19 protein-coding genes, 2 pseudogenes and 1 riboswitch are annotated in these 17529 nt (G+C 71.8%); of the genes and pseudogenes, 7 read left to right on the plus strand and 14 right to left on the minus strand.

All coding sequences use genetic code 11. The annotated features are described in order from the left end of the window. Positions 1 to 138 precede the first annotated feature (138 nt). Both LNW71_RS29725 and LNW71_RS29730 read right to left on the minus strand, forming a co-directional pair. The gene (locus tag LNW71_RS29725; protein WP_250971017.1) at positions 139 to 1641 is read right to left on the minus strand and encodes an amidase; all 1503 of its coding nucleotides are present in this window, start codon (positions 1639 to 1641) and stop codon (positions 139 to 141) included. Between the two features lie 33 nt (positions 1642 to 1674). Further along, the gene (locus tag LNW71_RS29730; protein WP_250971018.1) at positions 1675 to 3006 is read right to left on the minus strand and encodes a cytosine permease; all 1332 of its coding nucleotides are present in this window, start codon (positions 3004 to 3006) and stop codon (positions 1675 to 1677) included. Positions 3007 to 3204: 198 nt separating this feature from the next. Between LNW71_RS29730 and LNW71_RS29735 the strand changes: the two are divergent. Further along, positions 3205 to 3968, plus strand: a pseudogene (locus LNW71_RS29735) (GntR family transcriptional regulator). A 12-nt stretch (positions 3969 to 3980) separates the two neighbouring features. Here the strand turns inward: LNW71_RS29735 and LNW71_RS29740 are convergent. The 3 genes from LNW71_RS29740 to LNW71_RS29750 all read right to left on the minus strand — a co-directional run bounded on the left by LNW71_RS29740 (position 3981) and on the right by LNW71_RS29750 (position 6226). Next, a complete protein-coding gene (locus tag LNW71_RS29740; protein ID WP_250971019.1) occupies positions 3981 to 4412 on the minus strand; it encodes a DUF1097 domain-containing protein in 432 nt (143 codons plus the stop codon). A 12-nt stretch (positions 4413 to 4424) separates the two neighbouring features. Beyond that, a complete protein-coding gene (locus tag LNW71_RS29745) occupies positions 4425 to 4850 on the minus strand; it encodes a GNAT family N-acetyltransferase (RefSeq protein ID WP_250971020.1) in 426 nt (141 codons plus the stop codon). Positions 4851 to 4945: 95 nt separating this feature from the next. Continuing rightward, a complete protein-coding gene (locus LNW71_RS29750; protein WP_374119464.1) occupies positions 4946 to 6226 on the minus strand; it encodes a cytochrome P450 in 1281 nt (426 codons plus the stop codon). A gap of 332 nt (positions 6227 to 6558) precedes the next feature. Between LNW71_RS29750 and LNW71_RS29755 the strand changes: the two genes are divergently transcribed. Together LNW71_RS29755 and LNW71_RS29760 are read left to right on the plus strand one after the other, a co-directional pair. Beyond that, positions 6559 to 6786 carry a hypothetical protein gene (locus LNW71_RS29755; RefSeq protein WP_024493431.1) on the plus strand — a complete coding sequence of 76 codons (228 nt, stop codon included), beginning with the start codon at positions 6559 to 6561 and terminating at the stop codon, positions 6784 to 6786. Next, positions 6783 to 7154 carry a fic family toxin-antitoxin system, toxin component gene (locus LNW71_RS29760; protein WP_145767569.1) on the plus strand — a complete coding sequence of 124 codons (372 nt, stop codon included), beginning with the start codon at positions 6783 to 6785 and terminating at the stop codon, positions 7152 to 7154. Before LNW71_RS29755 ends, LNW71_RS29760 begins: the two co-directional genes overlap by 4 nt. A gap of 47 nt (positions 7155 to 7201) precedes the next feature. On the opposite strand, the gene bioD is transcribed toward LNW71_RS29760, so the two are convergent. From bioD to bioB, 3 genes are read right to left on the minus strand one after another with little or no spacing between them, the layout of a single operon-like run. Then, positions 7202 to 7891, minus strand: coding sequence for a dethiobiotin synthase (gene bioD / locus LNW71_RS29765; protein ID WP_250971022.1), 690 nt, complete (start codon positions 7889 to 7891; stop codon positions 7202 to 7204). 1 nt (position 7892) lies between these two features. Further along, a complete protein-coding gene (locus LNW71_RS29770; RefSeq protein WP_250971023.1) occupies positions 7893 to 9197 on the minus strand; it encodes an adenosylmethionine--8-amino-7-oxononanoate transaminase in 1305 nt (434 codons plus the stop codon). Further along, positions 9190 to 10377: a biotin synthase BioB gene (gene bioB / locus LNW71_RS29775; RefSeq protein ID WP_250972186.1), complete on the minus strand. Its 1188-nt coding sequence runs from the start codon at positions 10375 to 10377 to the stop codon at positions 9190 to 9192. The genes LNW71_RS29770 and bioB overlap by 8 nt, the downstream gene beginning before the upstream one ends. Positions 10378 to 10519: 142 nt before the next feature. On the opposite strand from bioB, the gene LNW71_RS29780 reads away from it, so the two are divergent. After that, positions 10520 to 11662, plus strand: coding sequence for an 8-amino-7-oxononanoate synthase (locus LNW71_RS29780; protein ID WP_250971024.1), 1143 nt, complete (start codon positions 10520 to 10522; stop codon positions 11660 to 11662). 45 nt (positions 11663 to 11707) lie between these two features. Here the strand turns inward: LNW71_RS29780 and LNW71_RS29785 are convergent, their stop codons facing one another. Together LNW71_RS29785 and LNW71_RS29790 are read right to left on the minus strand one after the other, a co-directional pair. Continuing rightward, positions 11708 to 11914, minus strand: coding sequence for a DUF397 domain-containing protein (locus LNW71_RS29785; RefSeq protein WP_250971025.1), 207 nt, complete (start codon positions 11912 to 11914; stop codon positions 11708 to 11710). A 25-nt stretch (positions 11915 to 11939) separates the two neighbouring features. Further along, positions 11940 to 12800 (minus strand): helix-turn-helix transcriptional regulator, encoded by an 861-nt coding sequence (locus LNW71_RS29790; protein WP_250971026.1) that lies wholly within the window; start codon positions 12798 to 12800, stop codon positions 11940 to 11942. Between the two features lie 204 nt (positions 12801 to 13004). Here LNW71_RS29790 and LNW71_RS29795 point away from each other — a divergent pair. After that, a pseudogene (locus tag LNW71_RS29795) lies at positions 13005 to 13435 on the plus strand (ATP-binding protein). A 30-nt stretch (positions 13436 to 13465) separates the two neighbouring features. Here LNW71_RS29795 and LNW71_RS29800 read toward each other — a convergent pair. Then, positions 13466 to 14386, minus strand: coding sequence for a LysR family transcriptional regulator (locus tag LNW71_RS29800; protein WP_250971027.1), 921 nt, complete (start codon positions 14384 to 14386; stop codon positions 13466 to 13468). Between the two features lie 73 nt (positions 14387 to 14459). Between LNW71_RS29800 and LNW71_RS29805 the strand changes: the two genes are divergently transcribed. Next, entirely contained in the window at positions 14460 to 15113 is a 654-nt protein-coding gene (locus tag LNW71_RS29805) for a LysE family translocator (RefSeq protein ID WP_250971028.1), read from the plus strand. A 34-nt stretch (positions 15114 to 15147) separates the two neighbouring features. Here LNW71_RS29805 and LNW71_RS29810 read toward each other — a convergent pair whose 3' ends face one another. The 3 genes from LNW71_RS29810 to LNW71_RS29820 form a co-directional block, all read right to left on the minus strand. Continuing rightward, positions 15148 to 15621, minus strand: coding sequence for a C40 family peptidase (locus LNW71_RS29810; protein ID WP_250971029.1), 474 nt, complete (start codon positions 15619 to 15621; stop codon positions 15148 to 15150). Positions 15622 to 15624: 3 nt separating this feature from the next. Then, positions 15625 to 15821, minus strand: a riboswitch (cyclic di-AMP (ydaO/yuaA leader). 305 nt (positions 15822 to 16126) lie between these two features. Next, positions 16127 to 16435 (minus strand): hypothetical protein, encoded by a 309-nt coding sequence (locus LNW71_RS29815; RefSeq protein ID WP_250971030.1) that lies wholly within the window; start codon positions 16433 to 16435, stop codon positions 16127 to 16129. 7 nt (positions 16436 to 16442) lie between these two features. Further along, entirely contained in the window at positions 16443 to 17078 is a 636-nt protein-coding gene (locus LNW71_RS29820; protein ID WP_250971031.1) for an ATP-dependent Clp protease proteolytic subunit, read from the minus strand. 101 nt (positions 17079 to 17179) lie between these two features. Between LNW71_RS29820 and LNW71_RS29825 the strand changes: the two genes are divergently transcribed. Then, a complete protein-coding gene (locus LNW71_RS29825) occupies positions 17180 to 17464 on the plus strand; it encodes a type II toxin-antitoxin system Phd/YefM family antitoxin (RefSeq protein WP_250971032.1) in 285 nt (94 codons plus the stop codon). Positions 17465 to 17529: the final 65 nt, after the last annotated feature.

A 17529-nucleotide genomic window follows, 5' to 3' on the forward strand; every position in this document is an offset into this window, starting at 1 on the left:
TAAAGATCGGCAGGGGGAGCACCCATGGTAAAGGATCGGCAAAGTTGCCCGCCGGTCCGGGCGGCTCCCCGGCCATTTCACCAGGCGTCGGCCTCTCGCGTCCCGGGGACGGCCGTGTCGGGGCCGGTCTTTCGCTGCTCAGCCGGCCGCTGCCGGGGCCGGTGACGGGTACGCCGCCGTCGTCCCGCCGGTGGGCGGCCGAAGATGCGCCCAGGGCGCCGCGCGCTCGAAGGCGGCAGCCGCGCGGAGCACCGTGGCATCCGCCAGGTGCCTTCCGATGATCTGCAGGCCGACCGGCCTGCCGTCGGAGGTCAGGCCCGCCGGGACGCTGATGGCGGGCTGGCCCGTCAGGTTCGCGGGTGAGGTGAAGCCGGTCCAGGCGGTCGGGGACACCTGCCTGCCGTCGATGCGGGTGGGGCCCTCGATGCCGACGGGGAAGGCCGGAACGCAGGTCGTGGGCGTCAGCAGCAGGTCGTAGCGGGCCATGAAGCGGGCCGTCCTGTTGACGACGTGCTTGCGCGCCATCTGCGCGTCAGTGAACTCCCTCGCGGTCCAGTCGCGGTCCAGCATCGCGCGCAGGTGCGGCGACATCGCCGAGCCGTGCAGCCGGGCAAGTTCCCGCATTCCGCCGAGGTCCGTGTCCGCCATGATCAGCGCGGCGAACGACTCGGCGGGATCCTCCCAGCCGGGGTCCGTCTCCTCGACCTCGCAGCCGAGCGCCCCGGAGAACACCGCAGCCGCATCGGACACCACCCGGCGCACCTCGGGGTCGACGGCCAGGTACCCGAGCCCGGCACTGAAGGCGATCCGCAGCCCCGGCGCCCCCTCCTGGGCGCCCGATCGCGCGGCAGCCACCCAGTCCACGTCGCCGCAGGGGATGGAGTGCCTGTCGCGCGGATCCGGTCCGGCGAGCACGGAGACGGCCAGGGCCGCGTCCTGCACCGTGCGGCTGAGGGGGCCGATGTGCTCCAGCGTCTCCCAGCCGGACACCCCGGGGAACCGCTCGTCCCGGCAGCCCGGATAGACCGGGACCCGGCCCATCGACGCCTTGAACCCGACCAGCCCGCACAGCGCGGCGGGCACCCGCACCGAACCGCCGCCGTCGCTGCCGAGGGCCAGCGGACCCACCCCGGCGGCGACCGCCGCTGCGCTGCCGGCGCTGGATCCGCCCGGGGTGAGGGCGGTGTCCCATGGGTTGCGGGTGGTGGGAAAGAGCGGATTGTGTCCCGTGGCGCTGTAGCCGAACTCGCTCGCATTGGTCTTGCCGAGCACGACGGCGTCTGCCGCCAGCATCCGTTCGACCACGATGTCGTCCTCGGCGGGCACGAAGTCCCGGTAGGCGGGCGAGCCGGAGGTCGTCCGCAGACCGCGCGTGGAGATCAGGTCCTTCACCCCGAAGGGAACGCCGGCGAGCGGACCGGGACGGTAGCCCCGGGCGATCCGCCCGGCCAGCGCGCGAGCGGCCTCCCGGGCCCGCTCGGGGGCGGGCGTGCAGAACGCGTGCAGGGACGGTTCGGTCTCCGCCAGTCGCGCGGTCACCGCATCCACCACCTCCACCGGCGAGAGCTCGCGTGCGCGTACCCGGCGGGCCAGCTCCGCGGCGGGCAGTTCGCAGAGCAGGTCACGGTCGCTTCGGTTCACTTCATCTCCAAGAGGACACATTGCGGGGGTGGTTCATCCGAGCGGGACGCTCGCGGAGGGCAGGGCGGCCGGTTCGGGCGCCTGCGCGCGCCGAGGGCTGAGCAGGACGAAGACCGCGGCGGCCACCGCGATGCCCACCACCGCGTCGGCCGCGCCCGGCGCCAGCCAGTGCGCCGCACCGGCCAGAGCGGCTCCGGCTGCCCATGCGGCGAACGCCGCCGTCCGGTACCCGGCCGGCACCGGCGCGGGAGACCTGCGACGCCGTATCTGGTCGACGACGAGAACCGCGCCGATCGGCGGCACGAAGACGCCGAGCAGGTTCAGCCAGTCGAGGAAGGAACTCCACACCCCGGTGAGCGCGGCCAGCAGACCGAGCAGGCCGAGGGCGACGGCCAGCGGACGCATCCGGACCCCGGTGATCGACGACCACCCGACCGCGGCGTTGTACAGGCAGTGGCTCGCCACGGAACCCAGGTTGGCGAAGACGAACAGCACCGCGAACGCCGTCAGCAGCGGACCGTGCCCGGCGAGCAGTCCCAGGAAACCGCCGCCGTCCACCCCCGGATTCACCGCGCCACCGATCGCCACGACGATTCCGCCCACACCGAAGGCGACCCCGTTGGCGAAGGGGAAGGCGCACAGTGTCGCGATCACGCCGGAACGCCCGTCCTTCGCCCAGCGGGTGAAGTCCGCCGTCATCGTGCCCGAGTCCGCGAACCCGGCGATGACGATGCCGACCGCTCCGCCGAACGACAGGGCGTGGCCTGCGCCCCCGTAGGAGAGCGCCCCGCCCAGCGACGTCCCGCCGTCCTGCAGGCCGAACCCGATGGCGACCCCGGACAGGACCACGAACAGCGGTACCGCGACCAGGCCAAGGAGCGACAGCGCGCGGATCCCGACGACGGTGACGGCCGTGTACACCACGCCGCCGACCACCGCCCCGGTCCAGGTGGACCAGCCGAGCGTCTGGTGGAGCGTGCTGCCGGTCAGCCCGATCTGGAACGAGAACCAGCCGATCACGACGGTGGCGAGAAAGGCTGCGGCGATCACCCGTCCCCGTGCGCCGAAGGCCCCGGCTGCCTGGAGCGAGAAGTTCTCGCCGGTGCGCGCGGCCGCGTGACTCAGCACCCCGACGTATCCGAACAGCACCAGGTTCCCGATCAGGATCGCCGTCAGCCCCCGGACGAGGCCCAGGTTGTAGACGATGACCCCGCCGAACACCGCGTTCCCCAGATTCATCGGGAAGCCGAACCACACGGCCGACACCGACAGCAGTCCGCGGCGGGCGGACGGCGGGACGGGCGTGTGCTCGTACTCCTCGGACAGTTCTGTCCGGCCGGTGTGCTGATCGACGCTGTCAGTCATGCCGAAGCCTCCATCTGATGGTATACCGATGTGAGGGGGACCGTAGGGATCGCGTGTTTCGGCGGGTGGCTGTTCGGGTTACACGGGCGATACACGGCTTAGGTCTGGTTGTTGACGAGGAGATATCGCTTCCCTCGGCGACGGCTCGGCCGCCGAGGAGGAGGCGGTATACCGGGTGAGCGGCTCGATGTGTCCTCGATGGGTCCCGCGTCCGGACCGGTTCCGAACGGCCACGTATCCTCGGTCCCCGGGGGACACGCTCCTCGCCAGGAACGGAAACGGCAGGTCGCAGTGGACGGCACTCAGGACTCGTCACTCGCGGACCGGGCGCGCGACGAGGTGCGGCGGCGCGTCGTGGACCGGCGCTACCCGCCCGGCACCCGCCTCGTGGAGCGCGAAGTCGCCGTGGAACTGCAGATGTCCCGGGTACCGGTGCGCGAAGCCCTGCGATCCCTCGCGGCAGAAGGACTGCTGGACACGCTGCCGCGCGGCGGAGCACGGGTGCGTCGCATGGACCGCGCCGACGTCATCCACCTGTACGAGGTGTGGGAGCCGCTGGCGGTACAGGCCTCGCGGCTCGCGGCCCGACGCGTCACGGAGGCCGGCGGCCGGCAGCCCGCCGCGCTGGGCGAGCTGACCCGGGCCCTCGATGACGCCGAGGCGGCGGCCGCCGCCGAGGACGGGTCGGCTGAGGTGGCGGCCAACACGCGGTTCCACGCAGGCGTCGTCACACTGGCGGGCAACCCCCTGCTCAGCCGGATGATGGAACAGCTCGGCTGGCAGCTGCAGTTCGTCTTCGGGCGTCTGCACGATCCCGCCACATGCGCGCCCAGCACGCCGTGATGCTCCGCCACATCGCGGAGGGGGACGAGGAGGCGTCGGCGGCCGGCACCCTGCTCCATGTCCGCGACAGCCGGGCCGCCGCCTTGCGCTCGCTGTTCACCCAGAGCCCGGCCGGCTGAGCTCCGGCACGCTCATACCGGGTCCGGACCTGCCACTGCCGCGTCCGGTCCCTCGCCGGACCGCGCGACGGCGTCCTTAGCGCTGCTGACCGGAAACGTCAGCCGCACCGACAGGTATGCGAAGTCCGGACCGAGCGCGTTCATGGCCACCACGCAGATCCACGCCGCCCACGGACTGCCCGCGTCGTAGCCGAATCCGCTGAAGTACGTCGCGAAGTAGCTGGCGAAGCCGAAGAACATCCCCGGGACGAGGGCGAGCGCACCCAGCCGGCCGGCGTACATGAGCGCGCTGTTGACGACGAGGATCACCAGGGCCTGGAAGGCGTTGCGGGCGAACTGACCCTCGCCGAAGGGCGTACCGGCGTGTTCCTCGACGACCACGATCAGCAGGGCGAAGGCCGAGCCCACAGGCATGGTCGACCAGAGCCGGACGGCATCCCCCATGCCGGGGCCGACTCATCCCCGCAGTGGCTTCACCCAGCGCCGCCAGTGGTCCTCGCGGTGATAGCCGCCCGCGGCCCAGGTGCGGTGGGCGCGCTCGTTGGCCTCCAGGACCATTGCGTCGACGCGGCGCCCGCCGAGTGCGGCGAAGCGCTGTTCCGCCGCCTCCATCAGGGCGGTGGCGATGCCTTGCCGGCGGCAGTGCGGGTCCACGGCCAGCCGGTAGGCGGAGCACCGCCACCCGTCGAAGCCCGCGATGACGGTTCCCACGAGGAGGCCGTCACGCTCCGCGAGGAGCAGGGCTTCCGGGTCCCGCGAGACGAGCCGTGCCACCCCGTCGTGGTCGTCACTGATGCTCGTTCCTTCGGCGGCGGCGCGCCAGAACTCCAGCACGGCGTCGATGTCGGTGAGGGCGGCGCTACGGATGTGGAGATCGCTCATCTGGTGAGCCAAGCAGAGGGCCGGCCCGTACGGCGAGCGATTTCCTCACCGGGGCACCCGGGCACCCGGGAGCGATCCGGGAGTGCGCACCGGGCTCAGCGCAGGTGCACCGGCAGCGATTCGATGCCGTAGACGATCGACAGCTTGCGGAAGGCGAGGTCCTGCGGCGGGACCGCGAGGCGCATGCCGGGAAAGCGACGGGCCAGGGCCGGATATGCCGAGCGCAGCTCCATCCGCGCCAGTTCGGCGCCGATGCAGCGGTGGATACCGTGGCCGAAGGCGAGATGTCCTGCCTGGGGCCGGCGGTGCAGGTCGAAGCGTCCGTCGTCCACGACGTACGACGGATCACGGTTGGCGCCGCTCAGTGAGCAGAGCACCATGTCCCCGCGCGGAATGACCACTCCGGCTATCTCGATGTCCTGACGGGCGAACCGGGGGAAGGCCATCTGCACCGCGGAGAGGTAGCGCAGCGCCTCTTCGACGAACGGCGTCGTCACGGCGTCCTCGGTGCGCAGCCGCGTGCGGACGTCCTCATGGCGCAGCAGTACGAGCGAGCCGAGCGCGATCGTGCTGGCCGTCGTCTCGAACCCGCCGGTGAGCACGCCGTCGGCGAGGCCCGCCAGTTCCTCGTCGTCGACGCTGTCGCCGTGCTCCCGCACGATCATGCCGAGCAGACCTTCGCCCGGCTTCCGCCGCTGGGCCCTGACGACCTCCCTGAAGTAGTCCATGGACGCGGACATGGCACCGAACGGCGCCGTCGTGCCGCCGAAGAGGTCGAAGCGGTCCATGGCCAGCCGCTGGAAGTCGTCGCGGTCCTCGTACGGCACGCCGAGCAGTTCACAGATGGTGAGGGAGGGGATGGGCAGGGCGAACTCCTGCACCAGGTCGACCGGGCCGCGCATGGCTGCCATCGCTTCGAGGCGTTCCCCGACGATGGCATCGATCCGGGGTGCCAGACGGCGGAGCCGGCGCATCGTGAACTCAGGGGTGAGGATGCGCCGCAGCCGGGTGTGCACGGGCGGATCGCTGAACCCGAGCCCGCCGGGACTCTGCTCGGCGGTGACCCCGGCATTCGTCGCGAGATGAGCGAAGTCGGTGCTGAATGCATCGGCTGATCCGAGTACGGCCTTCGATTCCTGGTAGCCGGTGACCACCCATGCGTCCATGCCGAACGGCAGCGAAACCTTCGAGAGCGGCGCGTTCGCCCGCGTCCCGGCCAGTTCCCGCACCGGATCCAGGCCGTCCCTGCGCAACGGCATCAGGAGGTCCTCCGGCAACAGCCTGAGCGTGGAGGCGCCGATCCCGTGCTTCTGGATCCTGGCCAGGTAGCTGCGACCGAGGCGGGCGGTTATGCGGGAACGGAACGTCGTACTCAAAGTGCGCTCCATGAGTCGTCGCGGGATCTGGCCGGATGGTGCGCGTTCGACGCCAGGACCCGGCCGACTGCGCCGACGGTGTCTGCCTGACCAGGAATTATGACTACCCATTCGGGTGAGCGGGGTGTTCGGGTGCGGTTTCGGCCGCTCATGTTCCGACCGTAGGTGCGGAAGGGGGCCGACGCCTGCGGCCGGCGGATTTCGGGGGCGGGCCGGGCGGCCTGGGCGAGGGGCCCGCCGAGCACGGCCCGGCGGGATGGATCCCATGCGGTCCGGCCCCCCGCGAACCGCTCCCCTTGCCGATGCTAGCGATCCCGCGCTAGCGTGAGGGGGTGCCCAAGACTCAGCTGAACGTACGAGTGGACGAGGCCACCGCCGAGGCCGCGCGGCAGCGCGCGCTCCAGAGGGGGATGAGCGTGAACCGCTACATAGAGGAGCTCGTCAAGCAGGATGCTGGCGAGGTCGGACACACCTTCGTCGAAGCAGCCGCCGACTTCATGAAGCAGTACGAGTCGGTGTTCGCCGAGGAGTTCGGCCCGGAGCGCAAAGGCAACCGTTGAACCTCCGGATCCATCTTTCCTGGCTGCTCATGGTCGCGGAGCACAAGACGCCCGGCGACCCTCAGGTCACCGACTGGGGCGCCCTGGTCGCCGCCGTCGCCCGGCACGAGGCGGAGATCTTCGGCAGCCCCGTCTACAGCGACCCGCACTCCAGGGCGGCGGCGCTGCTGCAGCTGCTGCTGCACGTGCCCGCGCTGGAGCGCTCCAATGCCATGTTCGCGTCCGCCGTCGCCTACGGCTACCTCGTCGCGTCGGGGCTGAAGGTCATCACCTCGCCCGAGCAGGTGCGTGACCTGGCGCTGCTGGTCAAGGAGGGCAAGGCGGACGTCCGGGCCATCGCCGACGAACTGCGCCAGTGGAGCCTGTGACCCCGCCGGCCAGCCCGATTCCGCCCCGCCCTGTACCCTCCCGCCGGTCAGCCCGGCGGCCGGTTCCCGCCCAGCTGCGGCGCCAGCCAACTTCCGGCCCGGGCACGGAAGTCCGCGGGCCCGAGTGATCCCGCGCCGGCCGGTACCACGCCCAGCAGGGGCGCGGCCGCCGCCACCGGAAGGTCCGCCAGATTGCAGCGCTCCGCCAGGTCCGGCTCGGCGGGCATGCTGCCGACGACCACCCCGAGGCAGTCCAGCCCGCGGGACCGCAGCGCCTCCGAGGTCAGCGCAGTGGAGTTGAGCGTGCCGAGCCCGGCCGGCGCGACGACCAGGACCGGCGCCGACAGCAGTCGGGCCGCGTCCGCGAGGGTGGCGCCGTCGTCGTCGAACCGCACGAGCAGCCCGCCCGCGCCCTCGACCAGGACCAGATCGTGATCGGCGGTCAGCTTCTCGGCCGCCTCGGCGATCTCGTGCGGGCGCACCGGCGCGAGCCCGGCCCGCCTGGCGGCCGTCGCGGGCGCCAACGGCTCGGGGAAACGAGCCAGTTCGACCGTCGTCACATGGCTGCCGGCCAGGCGCGCCACCTCGGCGGCATCGCCGGGCTCACCCGGTGCCAGGCCCGTCTGGGCCGGCTTGAGCACGGCGACCCGACGCCCCGTGGCGGCCGCCGCGACAGCCGCGGTCACGATCGTCTTGCCGATCTCCGTGCCCGTGCCGGTCACTACCAGAATGCCCATCTCAGCCCTCCCGCGCCGCCGCGCACACCGCGCGGCAGATCCGTGCCACATCGTCGTCGCCGGTCACGTACGGCGGCATGGTGTAGACGAGGTCGCGGAACGGCCGCAGCCACACGCCCTCGCGCACCGCGGCCCCGGTGGCGGCCGCCATGTCCACCTCGTGATCGAGCTGTACGACGCCGATGGCGCCGAGTACCCGCACGTCCCGGACCCCGGGCAGCTCCGCCGCCGGTGCCAGCCCGCCGAGCAGACCGGCTCCGATCCGCTTGACCTCCTGCTCCCAGTCCTGGCCGAGCAGCAGGTCGACGGAGGCGCAGGCGACCGCGGAGGCGAGCGGATTGCCCATGAACGTCGGGCCGTGGGCGAGCACCGGCACTTCGCCGCGCGAGATGCCCTCGGCCACCGCGGTCGTGCACAGCGTCGCGGCCATCGTCAGATAGCCGCCGGTAAGGGCCTTGCCCACGCACATGACGTCGGGGGACACCCCGGCGTGTTCTGCGGCGAAGAGCTTGCCCGTACGGCCGAAACCCGTGGCGATCTCGTCGAACACCAGCAGCACACCGTGTGCGTCGCATGCCTCGCGCAGCACGCGCAGATAGGCGGGCGAGTGGAACCGCATCCCGCCGGCCCCCTGCACCACCGGCTCCACGATCACCGCGGCCAGTTCATCGGCATGGTGCGCGATCAGTTCCCGCAGATGCGTCGCGTACGCCTCGTCCGGCTCGGCGTCGAAGCCGGCCGGCGGCTCGTCCGCGAAGACCTGGCGCGGCAGCGCCCCCGACCAGAGCTCGTGCATGCCGCCCTCGGGGTCGCACACCGACATGGGCTGCCAGGTGTCCCCGTGGTAGCCCCCGCGCCAGGTCAGCAGCCGCTGCTTGGCGGGCCGCCCGGCCGAACGCCAGTACTGCAGGCACATCTTCACGGCGACCTCGACGGACACCGAACCCGAGTCGGCGAGGAACACGTGCTGCAACGGTTGCGGCGTGATCTCGACCAGCCGGGCCGCCAGCCGCACGGCGGGCTCGTGCGTGAGCCCGCCGAACATCACATGGCTCATCCGGTCCAGTTGGCCGCGGGCCGCGTCGTTGAGCACCGGGTGGTTGTAGCCGTGCACGGCCGACCACCAGGACGACATGCCGTCGACCAGCTCGTGATGGCCGTCGACGGGTTCGGCGAGCCTCAGCCGTACCCCGGACGCGGACTCCACGACCAGCGGTTCCTGCCGGCCCGGCATCGGGCCGTACGGGTGCCAGACGTGGGCCCGGTCCAGGGCCCGCAGATCCGAGGGGGAGAGCGGCTCAGGCATTGGGTGCGAGATCCGTACCCGCACCGCGACGCCGGACCGACACCAGGTCGGTGCGTGCCGCGGAGGCCGCTGCGGCCTCCGCCGGAACGGCCTCCTCGGGCGAGACCTCCGCCTCCGGGCCGTCGCCGCAGGGCGCACACCCGCCGGAGTGCGAGCCGCAGCCGCCGCCCGCCTCCGCGCGGTGCCGGGGGAGCGTGGTCGTGCCCGCGCCCTCCACCTCGAAGCCGGCGTCCGCGATCATGTCGAGGTCCGCCTGTCCCGCCTGGCCCTCGCTCGTCAGGTAGTCGCCCAGGAAGATCGAGTTGACCAGGTGCAGGGCGAGCGGCTGCATCGAACGCAGATGCACCTCGCGCCCGCCGGCGAGCCGGACCTCCACATCCGGGCAGACGAACCGGACCATCGCCAGGATCCGCAGGCAGCGCTGCGGCGTCAGGTTCCACTCCTTGGCGAGCGGGGTCCCCTCGAACGGGATGAGGAAATTGACGGGCACCGAGTCGGGGTCGAGCTCGCGCAGGGCGAAGACCACATCGACCAGGTCGGCGTCGCTCTCACCCATCCCGGCGATCAGCCCGGAACAGGCGGAGAGGCCGGCGGCCTGCGCCTGGTGCACCGTCTCCACCCGGTCGGCGTAGGTGTGGGTGGTGGTGATCTCCCCGTACGTCCCCTCGGACGTGTTGAGGTTGTGGTTGTACGCGTCGGCGCCCGCGGAGCGCAGCCGGCCGGCCTGGCCGTCGGAGAGCAGGCCCAGGCAGGCGCAGACCTCGACGCCCTCGTTCTGCTCCTTGATCGCCTCGATGGTCTGCGACACCCGGTCGACGTCCCGGTCGGTCGGGCCGCGGCCGCTGGCGACCAGGCAGACGCGCTTGGCGCCGCCCGCCACCCCGGCGGCCGCCGCCTTCGACGCCTCGTCCGGCTTCAGCCACGTGTACTTGAGGATCTCGGCCTTCGAGCCCAGCCGCTGCGAACAGTACGAGCAGTCCTCGGGGCAGAGCCCGGACTTCAGATTGACCAGATAGTTCAGCTTCACGCGCCGCCCGAACCACTGACGGCGCACCTTTCCGGCCGCGGCCACCACGTCGAGCAGATCGTCGTCCGAGGTCGCCAGTACGGCGAGGGCTTCTTCGCGGGTGGGCAGCTCGCGCCGCAGCCCCTTGTCCGCCAGCGTGTTCAGGAGGTCCATGGCGACGATCCTGACGTACGGCACGGCTCCGAGCCAAGGAAGAACCGGACAACAGAGCGGCGTGAGGGTGTGTGCATGACCACACCCTGCCCGACTTCGCTCCCGGTTAAGGTCTGTGAGTTGCCTACAAAAGGGACCGCTCATGTCCTTCGCCCCGTTCGACTGGATCGACGACGAGGCGCGCCGCCGTGCGGACGCCGGACTCGTCCGGACGCTCCGGCCGCGGCCCGCCGAGACGGAACTGCTGGATCTCGCGAGCAACGACTACCTCGGCCTGACCAGGCACCCTGAGGTGACTGCGGCTGCGGCCGACGCGGCACGCCGCTGGGGTGCGGGGGCCACCGGATCCCGGCTGGTCACCGGTTCCACCGCGCTGCACGCCGAGCTCGAACGGGAACTGGCCGATTTCTGCGGTTTCGAGGCGGCACTCGTGCTCTCCTCGGGGTACGCGGCCAACCTCGCCGCTCTCACCGCACTCACCGGACGCGATTGGCTGATCGTGTCGGACGCGAGCAATCACGCCTCCATCGTCGACGGCTGCCGGCTCTCCCGGGCCGAAACCGCCGTCGTGCCGCACGCCGACCCCGAAGCCGTGCGCAAGACCCTGCAGGCCCACGGCGGCAGGGCACTGGCGGTCACCGACTCGGTCTTCTCGGTCGACGGCGACGCCGCGCCGCTGGCCGCACTGGCCGGGGTCTGCCGCGCGGAGAACGCCGCTCTCCTCGTCGACGACGCGCACGGCTTGGGGGTGCTCGGCGAGGGCGGCCGCGGCGCCCTCGCAGCCGCCGGTCTCGCGGGCGGCGACGGCATCGTGGCCACGCTCACCCTCTCCAAGTCCCTGGGCAGCCAGGGCGGCGCGGTACTCGGCCCCGCCCGCGTCATCGACCACCTGGTCAACACCGCCCGCACGTTCATCTTCGACACCGGGCTCGCACCGGCCGCCGCCGGAGCGGCGCTCGGCAGCCTGCGGCTGCTGCGCCGCGAACCGGAACGTGCGGGCAGGGCCCGTAAGGTCGCCACCGCGCTGTACGAACGGCTGACCGCGGCCGGTCTGGCTGCCGTGCGCCCGGACGCCGCCGTGGTCTCGGTACGCGCACCGTCGGCCGACGCCGCGGTCCGCTGGGCTGCCGACTGCCGTACGGCTGGAATGGCGGTCGGATGCTTCCGGCCGCCGTCGGTGCCGGACGGCATCTCGCGGCTGCGGCTGACGGCACGCGCCGACCTGACCGACGAGCAGATCGCCACCGCGGTGGCGATCGTACGGCGGACCGCTCCGGTCAGCTGAGGCGGCAGGGGCGTCGTCGGGCGACGCGAACGGCCCGCCGCCGCGTCAGCGGTCCGGGCCGAGGCCGAGACCGGCGACGAATGACGTCCAGGCCGCGGCGGAGAACTGCAGCGGCGGCCTGGACACATCCTTGGAGTCGCGTACCGCCAGCCGTCCGCCGCCGAACGGCGCGGCCTCCACGCAGTTGTTCATTCCCGTGCTGCGGCTGCTGCGCCGCCACCGTAACGCGTGCTGTGCGAGGCATTGCGACATGACGTTCCCCTCGGGCAGTCCGGAGTTACCGATCGTCGCGGTCGATCGCGGCGATCAGGTCCAACGAGTGCTCCGGCGACAGCGCGTGTGCCTGCAGGGTGCGGAAGGCCGAGCTGTACGCCTCGAGGTCTTCTTTCCGCTCCAGGTAGAGGCTACTCGTCAAATGGTCAAGAACGACCACATCCAGATCAGAAGTGTTCGGAAAAGAGAAGATTACGAAAGGGCCGGTGAGCCCGACGTAGCCGCCGACCGCGAAGGGCAGCAACTGGAGTTCCACCTGGGGTAGTTGGGCGACCCGGATGAGGTGGCGCAGCTGCTCCCTCATCACCCGGCGGCCACCGACCTCGCGCCTGAGCACCGCCTCGTCGAGCACCGCGCTCAGCCGCAGCGGCGGATCGCTCCGCAGCACCCCCTGCCGGGCGAGCCGCACCTCCACCAGCGAGTCCAGCTGACCGGCCGGCAGCCCGTCGAGCGAGGCCCGGGTCACCGCCCGCGCGTAGTCGGCGGTCTGCAGCAGCCCCGGCACCACCGAGGTCTCCAGAGTGCGGGCGGTACGCGCCTGTGACTCCAGACTGATGAAGTCGCGGTACTGGGGCGGAATGAGGCCGCGGTAGGCGTGCCACCACCCGGCGCCGCCACCGCCCGCCGAACCCGCGAGCGTCTTCAGGACCTCCCGCAACTGGCGGTCGTCCACGCCGTAGGCGTCCAGCAGCCGGGTCACGTCGACCGGCCGCACTCCGCTGACGCCGGTCTCGATCCGGCTCACCTTCGACTGGTGCCAGCCGAGCAGCCGCGCGGCGTCCCGGCTGGTGAGTCCCGACGTGTGGCGCAGACTCCGCAGCTCCTCCCCGAGCTTGCGGCGTCGCACCGCAGGGCCGTGCTGCATGTGGTGCCTCCCTCCCACTCCCTGCCGAGCGGACAGTGTGCCGTCCCCGCGCGGCATCCAGGGCGGAGTTCACCGCTTTGAGCGACAGATATATGCATATCTTGGTGGATCGTCGTCACAGAGGGCAGCATCAATGGCAGTCTGGCGCGAAGCGCAGCACGGACCGATCGCGGGTCGGTACGGGTGGGAAAGGGGCGGCCGGCCATGGCGGACCATCAAGAGGCAAGCGTCACTCTGCCGAGCGAGCCGGTTTCGGTCTCCGCGGCCCGGAGGTATGTCGCCCGGGTGCTGGCCGAATGGGGTCTGCCCGACGACACCGAGGCCGCCGACACCGTCCGGCTCATCATCTCGGAGCTCGCGACCAACGCCGTCCAGCACACCTTCGGCCAGTCACCCACTTTCACCGTGGACCTGCGGCTGGAGCGCGACGAACAGCTGCACCTCGGGGTGACGGACAGTCACCCCCGTTGGCCCCAGAAGCTGCCCGCCGCGGTCCGCCAGGACAACGGGCGCGGCATGGTGATCATCCGCTCGCTGGCCAAGGAGTACGGCGGCCGGCTGAGCGTCACCCCACCGCCGACGGCGGCAAGACCGTCTGGATCGTCCTCCCCTGGACCGTCCCCGTCCAGAGCTGACCGACCGGGCCCCTCAGCTCACGATCCGGTTCACGGGCCCGTCGCGGCGGCCCGCCCGAATCCGCTGCGCAGCAGCGCCCGCAGGGTCGCCGCCGCCGCGCTCGACCGGTCACCGCGGTGCACCACCGAGATCGTCCGGCGGAACGAGGCCGGCTGCAGCCTGCGCACGGACAGCGGCGTCGGCGACATCGCCGCGACCATCTCCGGCACCACCGCGATCCCGATGCCCGCGCTGACCAGCGCGCACACCAGCGCATAACCGGGCGACTCGCAGACCACGGCGGGCAGCGCGCCCGCCTCGGCCAGTGCGCTCTCCACCCCGCGGCGTGGCGGATGGGTCGGCGCGCTGCTGATCAGCGGCCGGCCGGCGAGGTCCGTCACCGGGAGCCTGCCGCTGCCGTCCGCCAGGACCTGCCCCACGGCGGTGATCAGCACCAGTTCCTCGACCAGCAGGGCCTCGGCACTGACGCCCGAAGGCAACGGCGTCGGGGCAGCCGGCTCGTACGCGTGGGTCAGTGCGAGATCGACCTCGCCCGCCGCCACCGCTGCCACCCCGCCCGGCGGCTCGTACTCCGTGACGACCAGCTCCACATCGGGGTGGGCCCGACGGAAGGCGCTGAGCACCGGGGGCAGCAGATGGATGCCCGCCGTGGTGAAGGTGCCGACGCGCAGGCGCCCGCCGGAGAGCCCGGTCAGACGGGCCAGCTCATGACGGGCCTGGTCCATCTCGTCGAGGATCCTGCGGGCGCGCCCGGCGAGCAGCTCGCCCGCGGCGGTGAGACGGGCACCCCGGTGGTGCCGCACCAGCAGCGCGGCACCGGCCTCGCGCTCCAGCTTGGCGAGCTGCTGGGAGAGTGCGGGGGCGGTGTAGCCCAGGCGGGCGGCGGCCCGGGTGATCGAACCGGCCTCGGCGACCGCCACCAGGGCCGCGAGCCTCGTCGGGTCGTACATTAAGCGTTCCTTTTGGCAGACCCAGGATATTGCAAGTACATGCTAAAGGCTCTGCTGGTCCAGGGTGGGAGCCATGGACGCTCAACTGACTGCTTTCCTCGGGGTCGCCGCCGTCATGGTCGCGCTGCCCGGAGCGGACTTCGCCGTCGTAGTACGTAACGCGCTCGCCTCACGTGCGGCGGGGGTGGCGACCGCACTGGGCGTCGCCGGAGGTCTGCTCGTCCACACCGCGCTCGCCGTCGCCGGGCTGGCCGCCGTGCTGGTGGCGGTGCCGGTGCTCTTCCGCACGGTTCAGCTGCTGGGCGGGGCGTACGTGCTCTACCTGGGCATCAGCGCGCTGCGCGCGGCCCGGCGTCGCGGCGGGCAGGCGCACGCCACCGAGGATGCGGCGGAGCGGGTGGACGCGCCCGAGGCCGCGACCGGGTCCCGGCGCGCACTGCGCCAGGGCTTCCTCACCAACGCGCTGAACCCCAAGGCGCCGGTGCTCTTCCTCAGCCTCCTCCCGCAGTTCGTCCCCGCCGGGGCCGCGCCGCTGCCCAGAACGCTGCTGCTCGCGGCGATCGTCGTGCTGCTGGCCCTGGTGTGGTTCCCGGCCGTGGCGCTCCTCGTGGACCGCCTGGGCCGGTGGCTGCGCCGGCCGCGGGCCGCCCGGGCCATCGAGGGCGGCAGCGGCGCGGCCCTCACCGCGCTGGGGCTGGTGCTGGTGACCGGCACCCTGCTGCACTGACGCCAGGTGCGGGGCCGAAGGCGGGGAAGGGGCGTCAGCGGACCCGCCCGTAGTAGACGCTCCCGGTCCAGATCTTCTCCAGCCGGACCACGGCGCCGGTCTTGGGCGAGTGCCAGATCTTTCCGCTGCCCGCGTAGATGCCCACGTGGTACACGCTGCGGCCCGAGTGGAAGAAGACCAGATCGCCGCGCTGGCGCTTTGAGGCCGAGATGTGGCGGGTCTTGTTGTACTGCTGCTGGGCCGTGCGGGGAAGCGTCTTGCCCGCCTTCCTGAACGAATAGAGCGTCAGGCCGGAGCAGTCGAAGCGGCTGGGGCCGGTGGCGCCCCAGCGGTAGGGCGATCCCTTCTTCGAGGCGGCGATGTTGAGCGCCTTCATCGAATGGGTCGCGGCCTGGGCGTCGGTCGCGGCGCCGGGGACGAACAGTGAGCCGCCGACGGCGGCGAGGGTCAGAACCGAGGCCGTGGTGGCCCGGGCGAGCAGAGACGGGACATGAACCTGCGCAGACATGCGCAACCCTTCGTCAGCCGCCTGTGAAGGATGACCTGTCGGGTTCGGGCTGGCGAAGTTGCCCGGCCGCACAAGGCGGCTTCACCCCGAGGGACAACCGGAGGTCCGGTCGGCCCGTTGTGCTCGGGTCCTCCACTCCTGCCGATCCACTCCTGTCGACCAGGCATCCGGACAGCGGCAGGACTCGGCGTCCGCCCGGACCGCCCCGCCGCGGTGGCGGGGGCTTGTCGTCCCAGGGATCTTGACTCACCGGCTGCCCGATTTCCGAGGTGAAACGGCGATATGTGAGGCTCGTCACCCCTGGCCCGTTCGGGTGGACAGGGCTCCGGCCGGGAAGATTCTGCGGCGCCCCGGCCGGTGCCGTGCCAGTGGCGGAACGGGAGATTTCACCCATGGCCCACCTCGAAAGCGCAAATTGAGCAGTCCCTCGCGCGAGGGAACGCCTACGCCGAACGAGCGAGAGAATTTGATCCGCCCGTCGGGCGTGTCGGCGCAAGGGAGTTGATCAACTCGTCGGGGCCGGTGGCACGGTGACCCGCCCGGCGCGCCGCTCCCCGTCGAGCACGCGCAGCGCCCGCGCCAACGTGCCGGAATGGATGCGCGCTTCGCCCCGCTCGTGCATCAACGCGAGCGCGTCCCGCAGCGCGGTCGCGTGCGAGGCGAGTGCCTGCGCGGCGCGCAGGGCCCCGTAGGTGTCGCTGCCACGGGCCGGATTGATCCGGCCCAGCTGGTCGAGGACCTCCAGGTAACGGTCGATGAATTCGCCCTCCGCGCGGGTCAGGGCGGGCAGCGGTGCGAACTCCGGTGGCTGCATCGGGGGTTCACCGGGCGGTGCGCGGTGCCGGCAGTGGGTCGCGGTTCTGCACGATGTGGTCGACCAGTCCGTAGGCCTTCGCCCCCTCGGCGTCTAGGATGAGGTCGCGCTCGGTGTCGGTGGTGATCTGCTCGGCGGAGCGGCCGGTGTGACGGGCCAGCATGCCGGTCAGCGTGTCGCGCATCCGGGCCAGTTCCCGCGCCTCGATCTCCAGGTCGGACGGCTGCCCCTGCACCGGTTCGGCGAGTTCGGGCTGCTGCACCACGACGCGTGCGCCCGGCAGTGCGTGCCGTCGGCCGGGCGCGCCCGCGGCCAGCAGCACCGCCGCGCCGGCGCCTGCCTGGCCGAGGCAGAAGGTCTCCACCTCGCAGGTGAGGAAGGCCATCGTGTCGTAGACGGCCGTCATGGCGCCGAACGAGCCGCCGGGGGAGTTGATGTAGAGCTGGATGGGCCGGTCCGGCGCGTTGTGCTCCAGGTACATGAACTGGGCGACCAGGTCGTTGGCCGCGGTGTCGTCGACGGGTGTGCCGAGGAAGACGACCCGTTCGGCCAGCAGCTTGGAGTAGGGATCGAGAGTGTGGGTCCCCTGGGACGTGCGCTCGGTGAACTCGGGCAGTACGTAGCGGGCGGCGGGGCGGTGCATGGCGGGAGACCTCTCCTCCGGGGCACGCGGAAGCCCGTGAGGGCCCTGCGCACGCTTCTGTAAAAAATGTACAGGACGTACAGAAGGTTATGATGGGGAGCATGGCCTACGAGATTCCGGTGACGCAAGCCCGGGCTGAGCTCGCCGAACTGATCAACCGCGTCGTCTACGGCGGTGAGCGAGTGGTCGTGACGCGGCACGGCAAGCCGCTCGTGGCGCTGGTATCGGCCGCTGACCTGGAGCGACTTGAGAACGAGGAGACGGCGGAGCAGGAGCAGGTGATCAGCTCGGTCTCCTCGATCCGCTCCACGTCGTCCGCTACCGGCGAACGGCACCGCTTCGGGATCGCGGCGGAGCACCGGGGGCAGCAGGGCCCGGGGGACTGACGCCGGAACGCCGTGCACCCCCGTCCGCAGCGGACGGGGGTGCACGGCGTTCCGTGCGGCGGCGG

The sequence above is a fragment of the Streptomyces sp. RKAG290 genome (genome assembly GCF_023701695.1).
Taxonomy (GTDB): Bacteria; Actinomycetota; Actinomycetes; order Streptomycetales; family Streptomycetaceae; genus Streptomyces.